The organism is Bacteroides sp. MSB163 (assembly GCF_036416795.1).
GTDB lineage: Bacteria > Bacteroidota > Bacteroidia > Bacteroidales > Bacteroidaceae > Bacteroides > Bacteroides maternus.
The window spans coordinates 816,144-831,406 of the sequence record NZ_CP143867.1 but is presented as its reverse complement, the minus strand read 5'-3'; the positions used below and the strand labels follow the sequence as shown (position 1 = coordinate 831,406).

Annotated in this window: 9 protein-coding genes; 1 reads left to right on the top strand and 8 read right to left on the bottom strand. The window is 42.8% G+C overall.

From position 1 onward, the window contains the following. Positions 1-14: 14 nt before the first annotated feature. Genes VYM24_RS02920 through VYM24_RS02910 form a run of 3 tightly spaced genes read right to left on the bottom strand, consistent with a single transcriptional unit; the run spans position 15 to position 5,818 of the window. Entirely contained in the window at positions 15-3,146 is a 3,132-nt protein-coding gene (locus tag VYM24_RS02920; protein ID WP_330941400.1) for a golvesin C-terminal-like domain-containing protein, read from the bottom strand. A 22-nt stretch (positions 3,147-3,168) separates the two neighbouring features. Continuing rightward, positions 3,169-4,617, bottom strand: coding sequence for a sodium:solute symporter (locus VYM24_RS02915; protein WP_330941399.1), 1,449 nt, complete (start codon positions 4,615-4,617; stop codon positions 3,169-3,171). Positions 4,618-4,651: 34 nt separating this feature from the next. After that, positions 4,652-5,818 carry an exo-beta-N-acetylmuramidase NamZ family protein gene (locus tag VYM24_RS02910; RefSeq protein ID WP_291551102.1) on the bottom strand — a complete coding sequence of 389 codons (1,167 nt, stop codon included), beginning with the start codon at positions 5,816-5,818 and terminating at the stop codon, positions 4,652-4,654. Between the two features lie 178 nt (positions 5,819-5,996). On the opposite strand from VYM24_RS02910, the gene VYM24_RS02905 reads away from it, so the two are divergent. Further along, positions 5,997-7,103, top strand: coding sequence for a family 10 glycosylhydrolase (locus VYM24_RS02905; RefSeq protein WP_291551103.1), 1,107 nt, complete (start codon positions 5,997-5,999; stop codon positions 7,101-7,103). An 83-nt stretch (positions 7,104-7,186) separates the two neighbouring features. Here the strand turns inward: VYM24_RS02905 and VYM24_RS02900 are convergent, their stop codons facing one another. The 5 genes from VYM24_RS02900 to VYM24_RS02880 all read right to left on the bottom strand — a co-directional run bounded on the left by VYM24_RS02900 (position 7,187) and on the right by VYM24_RS02880 (position 15,212). Then, entirely contained in the window at positions 7,187-8,230 is a 1,044-nt protein-coding gene (locus VYM24_RS02900; RefSeq protein ID WP_330941398.1) for a hypothetical protein, read from the bottom strand. 80 nt (positions 8,231-8,310) lie between these two features. Next, positions 8,311-9,963, bottom strand: coding sequence for a SusD/RagB family nutrient-binding outer membrane lipoprotein (locus VYM24_RS02895; RefSeq protein WP_330941397.1), 1,653 nt, complete (start codon positions 9,961-9,963; stop codon positions 8,311-8,313). A 13-nt stretch (positions 9,964-9,976) separates the two neighbouring features. Next, positions 9,977-13,126, bottom strand: coding sequence for a SusC/RagA family TonB-linked outer membrane protein (locus VYM24_RS02890; protein ID WP_330941396.1), 3,150 nt, complete (start codon positions 13,124-13,126; stop codon positions 9,977-9,979). Positions 13,127-13,807: 681 nt separating this feature from the next. Then, positions 13,808-14,656 carry a hypothetical protein gene (locus VYM24_RS02885; RefSeq protein ID WP_044272636.1) on the bottom strand — a complete coding sequence of 283 codons (849 nt, stop codon included), beginning with the start codon at positions 14,654-14,656 and terminating at the stop codon, positions 13,808-13,810. A gap of 394 nt (positions 14,657-15,050) precedes the next feature. Continuing rightward, positions 15,051-15,212: a hypothetical protein gene (locus VYM24_RS02880; RefSeq protein ID WP_291551120.1), complete on the bottom strand. Its 162-nt coding sequence runs from the start codon at positions 15,210-15,212 to the stop codon at positions 15,051-15,053. Positions 15,213-15,263: the final 51 nt, after the last annotated feature.

The window sequence follows — 15,263 nt, the reverse complement described above, 5'->3', positions numbered from 1 at the left end:
TTGGTTTTAGTATGTTATTGCTTGAATGAATCTGTTTTTTCATTGAAGAATGTCAGGATGGCACTCATCAACGCTTCTCTTTCAGCGGTGGTACGTAATGCTTCGAACGGGAAGCCCAGTATACAGGTCTTGTAGTCGCCTTTATAAGCTACTCCGGCGCTCAGGTTGTTTTCCGAATAGCGCATTACGGTGTATGTGTCTTTTGTTGCCGGTTCGATGGCATCCGGTGATTCTACCACATAGCTGTCTGCATTCAGTTCATTATGGTATGTATAGTTGCCTGAAAGGGCGGGGAACGGTGAAGCTACACATTTCACCTTACCCTCTGTAGCTGCCTGCCCCACGCGCCACTTATATTTCAGGACTTCTGTTGCAAATTTCTTATCGGACTCCTGAGCTGGGGCAAGACGATTGTCCCAAAGGTCGGTTCCTACATAAGCGCCCGAGACGAAGATGTTTCCGCCTTGTCCGCAATATGCGGTGATAGCTTCCTGCATAGGCTGGCTGAATGTTTTGAACTCTAACGGCTTCACACCGTCACGTCCCATTTTAGTCTGACACTCTTTACCCAATATCAGGTCTACATACTTATAGTCGTTCAGGTTCATTGTCTTATTTTCCACACTTTCATCGCTGCAAGATATGAAAGAATATCCGGCTTTCAAAATAGCGGCTCCATGAATAGCGGGATAATCGAATGTGTTTCCGGCGATTACTTTATCTTCGTAATTGCCATAGCTGTCGCCGAAGCCGGAAGCATCGTCGTCCATCCATGGAATGGAACGACGGTATTCTTTCATCTTACCGATGTAGCTGATATCTTTCAGATAAGGTACGCCGTGGTCCAGATCATCTAAGAAACCGGCAAGTAAAGTATCTCCGGGAACAGGTGCGACAAAATCTGCCGGAGCACTGATACGGTCGAAGCCGTTTACTACGAGTACTGTTCCTTTCTCGTTGAAAGCGCGTCCTGCAGAGAGTATTTCGGACGGGAAACTTTCTCCACCCTTGTTCACGGCGGTTACTTTATAACTGCATACCATGCCGGCAGGGAGGGGAGTGCGATAGGCATTCTTATCTACCAACACGCCATTGTCGAAATCGCCATCTCCGATGCGAGTATAAACAATGTATTTCTCAGCATTTGCCGTTGGTTCCAGTGGATCGGCCACAGGTTGCCAGGTCAGTTCTATTTCATTCTCGCCTACCATTTTCAATGCCATATTGTCGACAGGCAACGGCTGAACGATATAGTCCATGTGGTATTGCGAGCAAATGAATTGCAGCATACCTTTATAGATTGCACGGCTTACCGTAAAACGGAAGCGTGGATCTAAACCATAACGCATGTCTGCAAAGTTCTGGTGAGAAAGTAATTCCAGCAACATAGTGGGTACACGGGGCACACGTGCTTCGTAGTAGGATTGGTTCCACATACCGCGGCGTGTCCAATCCGGTTCGTATAGGCTGCGGATATCCCGTACGATATTTGACTGAATCAGGTCTGTCATGTCGTGTGCCAGATAGCGGGATGCTCCGTTAGCGTATTCTTCATTGTAAACGTTGGTATAGTAGATACCCAGTGTTCCGATGATGGAATCGTTTAGCGTAGTTCCTGCATCTGAATGGAAGGCGAAAGCCATATCTACCGGGATATTCAGTCCTTGTTCTGTCGGGTTAACCGTAGAACCACCGGCAAGGTAATTCACCCAGATACCGCGACATTTGTAATCATCCGTATAGTCATTCTTGCCCTGGCTGTCGGAATAAACACTGTCCGGAATACCTGCCCATTGAAGCCAGTAGCGTGCTGCCTCGCAGAAACGGGGATAACCGCTTATCTCGTATAGTGACGAACTGCGAGCTACGAGTGACGAGTTGGCTGCGCCGTCATGCTGCATGGCACTTGTAGCTTGTAGCTCGTAACTCGTAGCTCCTGTAGCTTGAGAACTTTTAATATTCTCTGTGGCACCTGCATCAGAGATACGGCGGGCCATATTTCCCATACCACCTCCGATTTTTACGGCATCAGCGGTAACGATACGTCCGGCTTTCTCAGAACGATTGCTTAAAACGACTTTTCCGGCATCGCTTTTTCCGGCATCAAAACCAAATGTACCCAGATAAATCCAGGTGCCGCCACCCATCTGTTGGTTCACTTTGAATTGGGATACTCCTCCTTTGTGATAAACGGTGTAAAGGGCATCATCCGTACTGTTTGGCAATGATTTATAGGATACATAAACGGCGTACTGTCCGGTTGAGGGGAGTTCAGGAATCCATTCGGCAGTACTTTCTTTCTCCTTCTTACCTTTCACCGTCTCGACAGTGCGGAAAGTTCCTTCACGGAATGGGTTCTCGAAATTGATATATTGATCGCGCAGATGGGCGAAACCTTCACCGGTACCTTGCATCCAGTTCTTATCGCCTATCTTTTCTGTATAAACGGAACGGGAGTGAAGACAACCGTCATTGTCTACGACAACTTCTGCCATTTGGCTATCCCGTTCACGGGGCATCAGCACATTAGCTCCTGCATTCTCCAACATGGGAACCAGGAAAGGCAGTACATAACTTTGCGTATATAAATCCTCCACCGTCTGGAAGATGCGGGCGCGTTGCCATTCCCAACGTGTCAGTTTGGGCTCATAATAGAAGCCGTGACTCTGCCACAAGGCAATGTGACGGTTCTTTAGGCCATTTGTAGGGGTATAGGGGGTAGAAAGGGCCGTTACTAAAGGTTTTGTCCCGGCAGGATTGAATGTTTTGGCTTTTTTGTCCTTTTTGCTGCGTAGTGCTTGGGGGATTAATTCTTCAATGCTACGCTTATTCGTGCGGATTTGCAGGTTGTATTTTGAAAACTCTGCCGGAAGCAGTGCCTGCACACCTTGATAAATCTCTGTCACATTATCTTCCCGGAAAGGAATATATGCACAGTTCATGTTAGCGAATAATTGCAACGTATTTTCTTCAATGGCGACAGAGTCAATCCGGATGCGCCCTACGGAAACCTCTTTCCGTGCGGTTGCGTCCAGAAACTTACCGATTTCCTGGCGGACATCCGTCGGAAGCTCTTGCGCGCCTCCCGTCTGGGGGATCAGGGAGGCGGTGAGCAAAGTGAACAAAAAATGAAGTCTTACATTCATGGATGATGTATTAAGTTAATTATTAGTTCTTATCTTTTCTGATCAATAGGCAGAGTCCGATAAACGTGAGCAGAGCGTTGAATATCAGTAGTTCGTAGCTGAACTGATATCCATTGAACCAGGCTTCCGAATTCTTTTGCAGGATGAAGCAAAGGATTGGGGAAAGGATGGCTACCAATGGGATATATTTGTCGCGAACCTGTTGCTTCATGAATATACCGAATGCGAATAATCCGAGAATGGGGCCGTATGTATAACTTGCCAGTATATATACGGCATCGATTACACTTGTGTTATTCAATAGGTTGAATACGAATATCGTGATACCCATAATTACAGCCATACCAATATGTACCCGCTTGCGTATCTTTACGATTTCTTCTTCCGTCCTGCCTTTTGTCCCGAGGATATCCACTGTAAAGGAAGTTGTTAAAGCTGTCAGTGCTGAGCCGGCGGCGGAATAAGCCGAAGAAATAAGTCCGATGATGAACAAGATACCTACAATTGCAGGAAAGTAGTTACCGGTGGCTATCAATGGGAAGAGTTCATCGCTCTTTTCTACCTGAATGCCTTGGTTACCAGCGAAGATATAAAGCAATACTCCCAGCATCAGGAACAACAGAATTACGAAGAACTGTGATATAACACTCGTAATCATATTTTTCTGTGAATCTTTGAAGTTCTTGCAGCTGAGGTTACGTTGCATCATGTCTTGATCCAGTCCTGTCATGGCGATCATAGTGAATGCCCCGGCAAAGAATTGTTTGAAGAAATATTGTTTACTGTTTACATCGTCAAAGAAGAAGATGCGTGACATGTCACTATCGGCTATTGTACTGATCATACTGTTAAGCGACAGATTGAGATCGGAAGCAATATAACTGATGCAGAGAACTACGGATACCACCAGGCAGAATGTTTTGAGTGAATCTGTCCAGATCAGAGATTTTACTCCACCCCGGAACGTATAGAGCCATACTAATGCTACGGTAATGGTCACATTCAAAATAAATGGTAATTCAAACGGTTCGAATACCAGCAGTTGAAGTGTCAGACATACGAGGAACAAACGTACCGCGGCTCCCAGCATCTTAGAGATGAAGAAGAACCATGCGCCTGTCCGGTAGGAAGACATACCAAAGCGATTTTCGAGATATTCATAGATGGATACCAGGTTCATCCGGTAGAACAGTGGCGTCAATACGAATGCTATAATGAACTGTCCCGCAACAAATCCCAATACCATTTGCAGGTAGCCGAAACTACTGGCAGCCACCATACCCGGTACTGATACATACGTCACTCCGGAGATGCTGGATCCAATCATGGCAAATGCCACAACATACCAGGCCGATTTACGGTTACCAACAAAAAAACCTTCATTGTCGGCTTTTCTGCCGGCTATATAAGATATAGTGAACAAGATCACGAAATAAGCGGCAATAGTAATGATTACAGATATCGGGCTCATAGGGTTGATTTATGATTTATAATAGTACATGAATTTATTCTTCGTAAAGCAGATATGGTTTGCGTTGCACCTTGAATTTCTCAACGTCATCTTTCCACATAGCTTTAATTTCATCGGCACTTTTTCCTTCTTTTATCATTTTCCGTACATAATCCCTTCCTACCAGCAATTCAAAGAATGGACGGAAGAAATGATCATCCAGATTCAGATTACGATATGCATCGATGACATAAGATAAATCTACACCTTGTTTCCAGATTTCTTCATCACTCATATTGCTTAGGTCTACTCCATGGCACAGTTTATTCAGCTGCGGCGGATTCTTTGCTCCGGGAATACTTCTTGGGGTGAAACTGTAGCTATATCCGGTCATATTGGGATGCCCATAAACCTGAAATGGGAGTGAAGTTCCTCTACCCAAGCTGACGGGAGTTGCCTCGAAAAAGCATGTAGCCGGATACAGATATATCGACTTCATGTTCGGTAAGTTAGGAGATGGGGGAATTGGCAACTGATATTTAGTCTGATGTGTATAATTCTTGCATTTGATCACTGCCAGATCACATTTGCGTGAACCAGGCAACCAACCTTCTCCATTAATCATTAGTGCAAGTTCCCCTAATGTCATTCCGTGTACAATAGGAATCGGCAACCATCCCACACCTGATTTATATTTCATATCCAGAATCGGTCCATCTACATAGTGCCCATTCGGATTAGGACGGTCTAATAACAAAACTTTCTTATTATATTCCGCACAGACATCCATTAGCCGGCACATCGTTATGTAATAGGTGTAAAAACGTAATCCTACGTCCTGTATATCTACTATCAGAATATCAAATTTCTGCATCGAAGCCTTACTTGGCTTTTTATCCTTCCCTTCATAAAGAGAAAGAATTGGCACCCCTGTTTTAGAGTCCACCGAACTGGATACATGCTCGCCTGCATCCGCATCTCCACGGAAACCATGTTCGGGCGAGAAAATGGCAACTACATTGAACTTGTTTTCTAAAAGGACATCCAATAGATGTTTATCCCCTATCATTCCTGTATGATTAGAGAAAATGCCAATCCGTTTATCTTTTAGGATGGGAAAATACTCGGAAGTTTGTTCGTCACCCAAAATAACCCGGTCTGTTTGTGCCTGACACCAGAAGGTACTGCACAATAAAAAGATCAGTAGCAGAAGTTTCTTCATAATAGTATTATTGTTAAGGGGGATATTCGTAGCAACAAAGATAGATTTTATTTTAATATCAAAAACACTTATTTTATTATTTTTAGCATTATAATTAATAATTTGCAAATAATCAGATATTCACCTTAATTATATAGAAGATATATTATCTTTGCTGTGAACCAAAAAAATCATCATCATGAAATTTACTTATTTATGTGCAGCATTTGCGTGCATTTTCAGTTTGGCTGTTCAGCCGTTATCAGCCGGTAAAAAAAAGAAAGTTCAAAACCAAGAACAAAAGGTTGCTTTGGGAGTTTGGGACGATGTGGATAAAAGTGCCACGGTGGAGTCTCTGATTCTCTGGATGAAGCCTCTCGATGAGGCCGGTATTAAGAATTATTATATGTGTGGCTCACCGGAAGAAGTGGCGCGTTATATTGAGGCTGCCAAGTCCTATCAGGGTGCAAAAGTGCATGCGTGGATGTTTACTGTGAATGCTCCCGGGGATTCTGCGGCGTTGGCGCATCCCGAATGGTTTGATGTAAACCGGATAGGTTATAACAGTCATGAATATGACCCTTATGTAAAGCATTATAAATGGCTGAGTCCTTCTGTGTCTGAGGCCCGACAGTATATGAAAGATAAGGCGGCTTCTTATGCGGCTTTGGAAGGACTGGCTTCTGTGCATCTGGATTTTATTCGTTATAATGATGCTGTACTGGGACGACGTCTACAAAAATACAAGTTTAAGATTCAGCAAGATACTTATCGTGCCGAGTATGATTTTGGCTATCATCCGGTGGCAATAGAAAAGTTTAAGAAACAGTTCGGTTATTCTCCGTTGGATTTGCAGGCTCCGTGGATGAGTCCGGAATGGTTGCAGTTCCGTTTGAATGAGGTCACTTCTTTGGTGAATGAGATTGTAGAAGCGACCCATTCTGAAGGTAAATTGGTTTCGGCGGCTGTTTTTCCTTATCCCACCCGTGCCCGCATGACAGTTTATCAGGACTGGCCTACCTGGAAAATAGATATTGTATGCCCGATGAATTATCAGTCGTTTTATTCGGAAAGCCTTGAATGGATACCGTTTAGTATAGAAAACGGTTTGCGCGAAACTTTCCATAAGAATAAGTATGTATCCGGTTTATTTGTTCCCGATATTACGGCTGAAGAGCTATATACGGCTGCAAAACTATCTATCGAAGCAGGAGCAGACGGCGTGAATTTCTTTAATGCACGTTCTTTGCTGAAGGATGGAAAGTTGCAAGTGGTCAGCAGGATTAATCAGGAATATAACTTGTAATTACCATTGGAACTGATTCATCACTGACAATTTGTATAGTACGGGGTCCTGTAGTAAGGCTTTCAAGGAATATAGTTTGCCTTCTACCAGGACCCTGAATCTTGCCGATACATGTCATAAACCTTTCTACCCATGAACTGATATCCCATTCCCTCGTATTTCGTGCCGGAGAATACTGACTGGATATAGCCATTTCGCTCTACCAGTATTGTATGGTAAATCTTTTGCTCCGGATTCTTTCGGGAGTAAAACTGAATCCGCCGGTTGTCTGCCGTGAAATGAATAATACTATCATTTTCGGTTTTATTCCATGACAGACGTTTCATTTTCTTTTTCAAATATCGTTGCATTAAATAGGTTCTGTACCAGGTCCCTCCTGTCTTTGAGATAAATGGCTTTCCATCCAGCAGAGCATTAGCATCATCATAACAAGCTACAAATAAGTGATTGTCGGGAGAAGCTTCCAGCCATTTTTGTAATTTATCTCCGTAACGTTCATTATCCCAGTTGTAATTGCTGTCAATGAAAGAGATTTTTTTCACATAATCTGGAATTTCAGAAACTGCATCCATAAAACCGAAAATGAAGTTTCCTCCTCCACTGTGGCTGTTCAGTTCGATATGTGGATTATACTTGGAAAAAAGAGAAAGAATATACTCTACGGTTTCTTTAATCTTTTGATCCCGTGTAGGTTCAGCTTTTCTCCAACTCCCCCAGCTTTTGGTGTCTGCTTCCAGGTAAACCGTAATGAAGTTACATTCCGGATCAGTAGCTCTGATATACCGTGTTTGAGCTCCTATGTGTTGTATATGATAATGCCAGTCATCACCTTCTGTCGGCATTTTCCCGATGGTCCAGTCTGTACTGTTGCCATTCGGTAGTGCATATAGTACAAGTTTTGTGGGTTTATCCTTTCCGAATTTAGTTTCTGCGGGAGCATTTATATGAACTTTGATTCCTGGAGTATGGATAAAGCTGATAACTTGTTCCTCAAAATAAGGACTGGTTACAAATCCGGGTAATTTGATTGCTTTACCGGATATTTCCGATGAAAGATTCATCTGTTCTTGTGCCCGATTGGACAGAGAAAGACAACATATAAGAATTAAGAGAAGAATATTTTTCATATTGTTTCAGATAAGAGGTTATATGTATAACAAAATGCGTAGCTGAATTACTCAACTACGCATTTCGTAAGAATCAGTTTTTAGTTAACATCCCACCATAGGTTATTTTGTATGCTGTTGCTTCCACCCATGCGTTTTTCGGCTTCTTTCACGTTAGCTTCGTTAACGGTATATTCCGAAGAAGGATAATAGATGCGCTTGATATAAGCGTTTGGAGTATTATTAGCCTGATCAGAAGGATTCATGTTGAAGACGCTTGAACTTACGCTTGCGAATGGCATAAGCGTAGGTTTGTGGAACTGGCGATGATCTGCCCAAGTTTCAAAAGAACATTCCTGGAACTGAGCAATGTATTTCTGGGTAAGAATCTTATCCATAGGTGTATTGTTAGTTCCTGTAATATCGTCATACTTGGCTGTGGTTCCATAATAGTTTGGAGAAGTTGAAGCCAGATAATTTGCGATTTTGCTTTCCGGAACTCCCAGTTCTGTCATACTTGAGCGTACGCCGGCTTCATATTCTGTTTTAGCATCCCCACTTGCAAGGCCAAGTTCGATGGCAATAGCTTTCAAGAAGCACAGTTCGCTGTACTTGAATAAAGGATACTTTCTGTCAATTGTTTCATAATACCAGGGACCGATTTTAGAGAAGTCGCTAACAAACTGTCCATTGTCCATTGCAGCACCTACACCCGAAGCTACGTGTCCCGGATCTGTGCCGTCCCAATTACCGTTCATGCTTGGAGTTGCAGGGCTTTCGATGATACCTGCGGGTTCAAAGTGGATCGGAGCGCGAGGATCGACAACTGCAGGAGCATTCTTGGCAGTAAGAATAACTTCGGTGATATTCTTATTGGCTTCGCGGTCGGCTGCGGTAGGCCATGTTTGTCCACCGATACCTTCTACAAGACGTTTGTAAGCCGTTGACATATGCAACACCGAAGAACCTTTATGATAATAAATAGGGTTCTGGGCAAATTTATCTTCTCCTTGCGTCAGGAAAGCGGCATCAGCGTCACTGCTGAATACACCTGCTGAAATGGCGGCTGCGGCTTCTGTTTTAGCCTTGGCGGCATCTACGTCGGAGATACGGACAGCCATGCGCAGGCGGATAGAGTTGGCGAATTTCTTCCATTTGGTGGCGTCACCACCATAAATAAGGTCATAAGAACCCACATTATTGGCTGCCGACTCATCCAGTTTACTTACGGCATTTTTCAATTCTTCGAATATGGTATAATATATGTCCTTCTGAGTGTCATACTTAGGCTGATCGATGTCGTTGGCAGCTTCAGAGTAAGGTACATCTCCCATACAATTCGTTAAACGCAACATAGCATACGCTTTCCAGATACGTGCCATCTGAACGACATTATTGTGAACAGGGTTGCTCTCATTGGCCCGGATTAATGAATTGGCATTGGTAAGCACGGTGTAAGTCAACTCCCAAATGTTGTCCACATATCGTGCGTCTATGTTATAGTCGGAAGCCGAGAGTCCGTCGTTAGCCGAATATTCACAGAAAGTACTGATCATCAGCTGGTCTATCTGTTGCCACTGATTGGCATACGGAATACCACGTCCCTGTATGAATATCAGCTGGAACTTAGGATCTACTGAACCCGGTGTCGGGTTGTTGGGATCGGTATTCATATCGTCAAAATCGCCTACACAGCTCGCGAAGGCCATTGAAAGACCAATAATGCTTATAATGGATTTAAATAACTTATTCATTTTATCTTCATTTTTAGAATGTAACATTGAGATTGAAACCAAATGAACGGGTAGACGGCAAAGCGGCTGTTTCTACACCCTGTCCGTTACCGGTAGAGTATGTACATTCAGGGTCGAATCCCGGAAGGTTATTGTACAGGAAGCATACGTTGTTGGCTACAGCACTGACTTTAATACCACTGATGATTGTCTTGTTGAACCATTTGTCCGGCAATATCCAAGAGAAATTAAGTTCGCGAAGGCGTACGTTGGTAGCATCATAAACGTAGTTTCCGATGTTGCCATAGAACTGTCCCCAATAAGCGGTAGGATTCAGCTCAACGGTGTTGGGAGCTCCTGTGTTTACATTAATACCCTGAGAAATCAATCCCTTACCGGTTGAATAGAATTCTTCACGTCCGGCAACAGTTTCTTTGGTCTGGCCATTGGATTGCAGACGCATCATAGATTGCAGATATACATCGCCACCATAGCGGACATCAATCAGGAATCCGAAAGAGAAGTTCTTCCATCTTAATGAAGAACCGATACCTGCTGTCCAATCCGGGTTCATATTGCCGGAAACACGGAGGGTAGGATCTACTATGTATTTGCCGTCATCACCCACAAGGCGGTTTCCTTTTTCGTCATATTTGAAACCATTCGTGTAAATCTGTCCGTAAGGTTCACCTGTTTTAGCCATGACATAACAGTTTTGTCCCATCGGGCGGGCTAATGTAATGGATTCCACTCCTTCGTAAAGTTCTACGACTTCAGAAGAGTTTTTGGCGAAGTTTACCCAAAGATTCCAGTTCCAGTCGCGTGTGCGAATCGGCGTGGCATTCATCTGAAGTTCCCATCCCCAATTGTCCACGCGTCCTGCATTGATATATTTGGCACTATATCCCGAAGTGATGGATGAAGGCATGGATATGATCTGGTTGTATGCACGTTTGTTGTAGTATGTAACGTCGAATCCCAAACGGTTATCGAAGAAGCGGATATCAGCACCGAACTCGGTAGATTTGATGATCTCCGGTTTAAGGTTAGAGTTTGCTTTCGTAGAAGGTTCTGCTACGCCCATCTGGCCACCTGCCATGTTAGAAACTGTAGATAATACAGACAACAGCTGATATGGATCGGTGTCATTTCCTGCTTCTGCATAAGATGCGCGTACTTTAGCGAAAGAAAGCCAGCTGGGAACATCTACTTTGAACTTGGTTAACATATCCGTCACTACCCAACCCAGAGAGAATGAGGGATAGAAGAATGAGCGGTTATCCTTCGGTAATGTGGAAGACCAGTCATTACGTACAGTTATATCGAGGAACAGGTAGTTATCCCATGACAATTGTCCCAGTGCATAGAGGGATTGAACTTCTTTTTCTGATTTGGAAGTCGAAGTAGTCTTGGACTGACCATTCTGAATGGTATACAGTTCAGGAATGTTCAAACCTTCGGCTGTGGCATAGAAACTATTGTACTGGCGGTTCATCAGGTTACCACCAACAGAAAGCATTCCGGAGATTTTGGAGTCTGCAATCTTATCCTTTTGTGCTGTAACCAGGAAATCTGCATTGTATTCAGCCATATTGTATTGACCGGTTGAGAAACGACCATCCTTATAACCTGCACTTGAAATCAAGTCATGGCGTATCCACTTTTCGGTCTTCTTGCCATAAGTGTCACCGCCGAAGCGAACCATAGCTTTCAGCCAGCTGCTAACCTCGTATGTCAATGAAGCGAAACCATTGATACGATTGGTTACGTCCTTGTTACCGCTGAGAGAAGTCAGTGCATACGGGTTATTTACCACCGTAAGCATACTGGGATACCAGTCGATAATCTTTCCGTCTTTATCAAAAACATCTTTCATCTCGTGCAGGTTGATGCTGCGCGGAGTATAAATAAGAGCGAATATCGGGTTGAAACCTGAAGCAGAGAATTCAGGACGTCCCTGACCTTTCTGATAAGTATAGTTCAATTTAGCATCGAGAGTCAGGTTCTTGATGATTTCGCCGCCTGCGCGAATAGAAAAGTTTGTTTTGTTTAACTCATTCTTCGGGATAACACCCTTACGCATTGTATTTGACATGCCTACACGATAGTTCATCTTACCAGCGGAACTTGTGATGTCAAGAGAATTGGTCCACGATGTACCGGTGTCCATGAAGTCGGAAAAATCGTTGTTTTTCGCTTCCAAAGGACGGGTCTGTCCTGTCCAGTCTGTAACAACCGTACCCATTTTGGGACCCCAGGAGTTACGTGAGGTAGCCACAAATGTTCCATCTGTACCCTGACCGTATTCATTCTGGAATTCCGGTTGAATCATTACATTTTCAAAAGTAAAGTTACTGTTGTATGACACTTTAGTTCTGCCGCCCTGTCCTTGTTTAGTTGTAACCAGGATCACACCGTTACCACCGCGTGAACCATAAAGGGCTGTAGCCGAAGGACCCTTCAGTACAGAAATAGATTCAACGTCATCAGGATTCAGCATAGACAATCCGTCACCGGTATCCGAATAACCTGCACCCCAAGAGTTTGTATTTACGTCGTCAACGCCTTGAGAATTGTCGAACGGCACTCCATCCACTACTACCAGCGGCATATTATTACCGGATATAGAGTTGTTACCACGGATGACGATACGGTTTGAACCGCCGGGAATAGAAGTTGAAGAAATATTCATACCGGCAATCTTACCATTCAGTGATGTGGCAATATTTGCAGTCCGGTTTTCAATAAGCGCGTCCCCTTTTACGTCTTGCACTGAATAGCCGAGCGCCTTCTTTTCACGCTTCATACCTAAAGCTGTAACAACTACCTCGTCCAGAGCATAGTCTGTTCCGCTTAACTGTATTTTGTACGTAGTATTATTTGTAACAGGAATTTCCTGTGCGTCGAATCCAATGAAAGATACTACCAAGGTTTTTCCATTCGACGGAATATCCAGAGAGAACTTGCCGTCGATATCTGTTGCTGTACCGATGCCTGTTCCTTTTACAAGTACAGTCGCTCCGATAATCGGTTCACCTTGGGTGTCTGTCACTACTCCGGAAATCTTTCTTGAGTTCTGTGTACTAGACGAAGTGGTATTTTGTGCACTTACACTCATTCCAGGGATGTAACCGCTACACATAAGCATCAGACCGGTTACTGATAGAATTAAAAGTTTTTGCATTAACATAGATTTAATAAGCAATAATGGTTAATAGTCCAGAATTATATCATCATATATGATTGGCCTTCTTTGAGTATTTGTAACTTGACTTGAATTTGAAGTCGTTATTCTTTTATACTCAAAGAATTACCAGAGGCTGTTGGGCAGCTGCACATTACCAATATCAACGAACAGTACACTTATAGTTACTACTGAGAGGAGTTTGCAGTTTGCGAATCCTTTTCTTTTGCGATCTTCATTCATAAAAAGTTGATGATTTTGTTGTTAACTAAAATAGTCTTCTCTGAAAGAGTAAGAATAGGTAATAGAGAATAGCTTTGAGGCTATTTCTGCTGTCAGGTGAGTTCTTGTTCCATAGGCTCTTTTTTGTTTTTAGGTTTAACTTATATTTTATCTCTCTTATTTTAATTATATGTTGGCTAAGTTCCAAGAGAACTTGGTAAATATATTATCGGTTAAAAATTAAAATACACTAAATACTGTTATTATTTAGTTGGTTGTTTTAAGAGATAAACTCGTTATTAACAAAGGCGACGAAACGTCATTTCTTCGTTTCTTCTTAGCAAAGATATATTATAATTTAATATCAAGAACATTCCTTTGCATTTATTTAACTTTATATTTATATATTTGCTCTTCGAGGAGATGTGTACCCCTATTGATATGCTTTATATACAAATATTAAGGTTCTTCAATATTTAGTGAGTGGAAGTCAATCAATCCATTCATGGGAGTTTCTTCAATCACATCCAGTTCAATGCCAAATTCACCGGCAACTTCTCTTAGAATCGGGGCATAACTATAGGCTAACGACCCTACAAAGCGGATTGGATAGTTCTTATAGTCATATTGGCATACATTCCTTGTGAAGAAGTTACGCAAATTAGTGGTTATTAGCTCGTATACATAATCATCACTCGTATAATCCGCCAGGAAATAAGAGATAGTGGATAGAAAGCGATTAGGAAACGGACGATTATAAACAGACTCCATTACTTCATTGGGGCTGATACGGAACTTCTCAAAGAAATCAGCCATCACATCTTTGGGTGCTAAACCTTTCAGCACATCTGAGAGAAAATGCTTGCCTAGTACAGCACCACTACCTTCATCGCCCAATATGTATCCACCTGCCCTGACATTTTTCACAATAATCTTTCCGTTGTAAAAGCAAGAATTAGATCCGGTACCTAAAATACAGGCAATTCCTGCTTCACATTTAAACAGGCCACGGGCAGCTGCAAGTAAGTCACTCTCTACTTGGATCGGGGTTTTGAACTGTGCTACTAATGAGGCACCCAATACATTCTTTTTCTCATAAGAAGTACATCCGGCTCCATAATAATATACTTGTTCCAGCTTTCTTTTGAAAAAAGTTTCGGGTAAACCTAAACGCACACTCCGGCTGATCTCTCTTCTGGTTTGGAAGAAAGGATTAAGTCCCTCTGTAAAAACACGTTGTATCAGGTGATTGTCTTCAACCAAAGCCCATTCAGTTCTTGTCGAACCACTCTCTGCAATCAGTTTCATACGCAGTTAGATTTAGAATTGGATACAAATATATAGTTTTTTTTAATATACCAAGACAAAAACTTCCAAAACTTCACTTTATCGTTTTGTTTTCATGCTTCGCATTACTTGCTAAAAAGAATATCTGAGGAATGCATGGTTAAAGTGTAAAAAACAGGTGAGCTACTGCATATCTCCTCAAATATATATGGAAGAATTGTAACCCGTTTTCTTGTGGATAAAGCATCTCTTCCACAGGGCTACACCCTTTATGGCAAAAGGTGTAGCCATCACGTCCAAAGGGTGTAGCCATCCGAAGTAAAGGGTGTAGCTATCCGAAACTGCCCTCACAGCTACTTCCTGAAGGGGGAAATCACTCTATTTCTGAAAGGCCATTCCTATAAGGAGTCAACTTTTATAAATTGGAACAAGCAACTTCTTTATCATTCTGATTATACCCGAGACGTACCTGAGCCGTAATTGCTCCGTACATTCTCCATGCAGAGGTACTTCTGACCGAAGAAAGTACGGCTTTGGTACGGAGCAAGTCCATCTCGGGTACGTTTCTAATAAGCACTGAGGAAATCAAATTTATGGAGAAACTGTCTTCCAAATATGTATTTACCAA

Bases quoted from the DNA above. Each gene is read 5' to 3' on its own strand.
- VYM24_RS02915 (WP_330941399.1), bottom strand. From the start codon at position 4,617: ATGAGCCCGATATCTGTAATCATTACTATTGCCGCTTATTTCGTGATC.
- VYM24_RS02905 (WP_291551103.1), top strand. From the start codon at position 5,997: ATGAAATTTACTTATTTATGTGCAGCATTTGCGTGCATTTTCAGTTTG.
- VYM24_RS02885 (WP_044272636.1), bottom strand. From the start codon at position 14,656: ATGAAACTGATTGCAGAGAGTGGTTCGACAAGAACTGAATGGGCTTTG.
- VYM24_RS02895 (WP_330941397.1), bottom strand. From the start codon at position 9,963: ATGAATAAGTTATTTAAATCCATTATAAGCATTATTGGTCTTTCAATG.
- VYM24_RS02910 (WP_291551102.1), bottom strand. From the start codon at position 5,818: ATGAAGAAACTTCTGCTACTGATCTTTTTATTGTGCAGTACCTTCTGG.
- VYM24_RS02920 (WP_330941400.1), bottom strand. From the start codon at position 3,146: ATGAATGTAAGACTTCATTTTTTGTTCACTTTGCTCACCGCCTCCCTG.
- VYM24_RS02890 (WP_330941396.1), bottom strand. From the start codon at position 13,126: ATGCAAAAACTTTTAATTCTATCAGTAACCGGTCTGATGCTTATGTGT.
- VYM24_RS02900 (WP_330941398.1), bottom strand. From the start codon at position 8,230: ATGAAAAATATTCTTCTCTTAATTCTTATATGTTGTCTTTCTCTGTCC.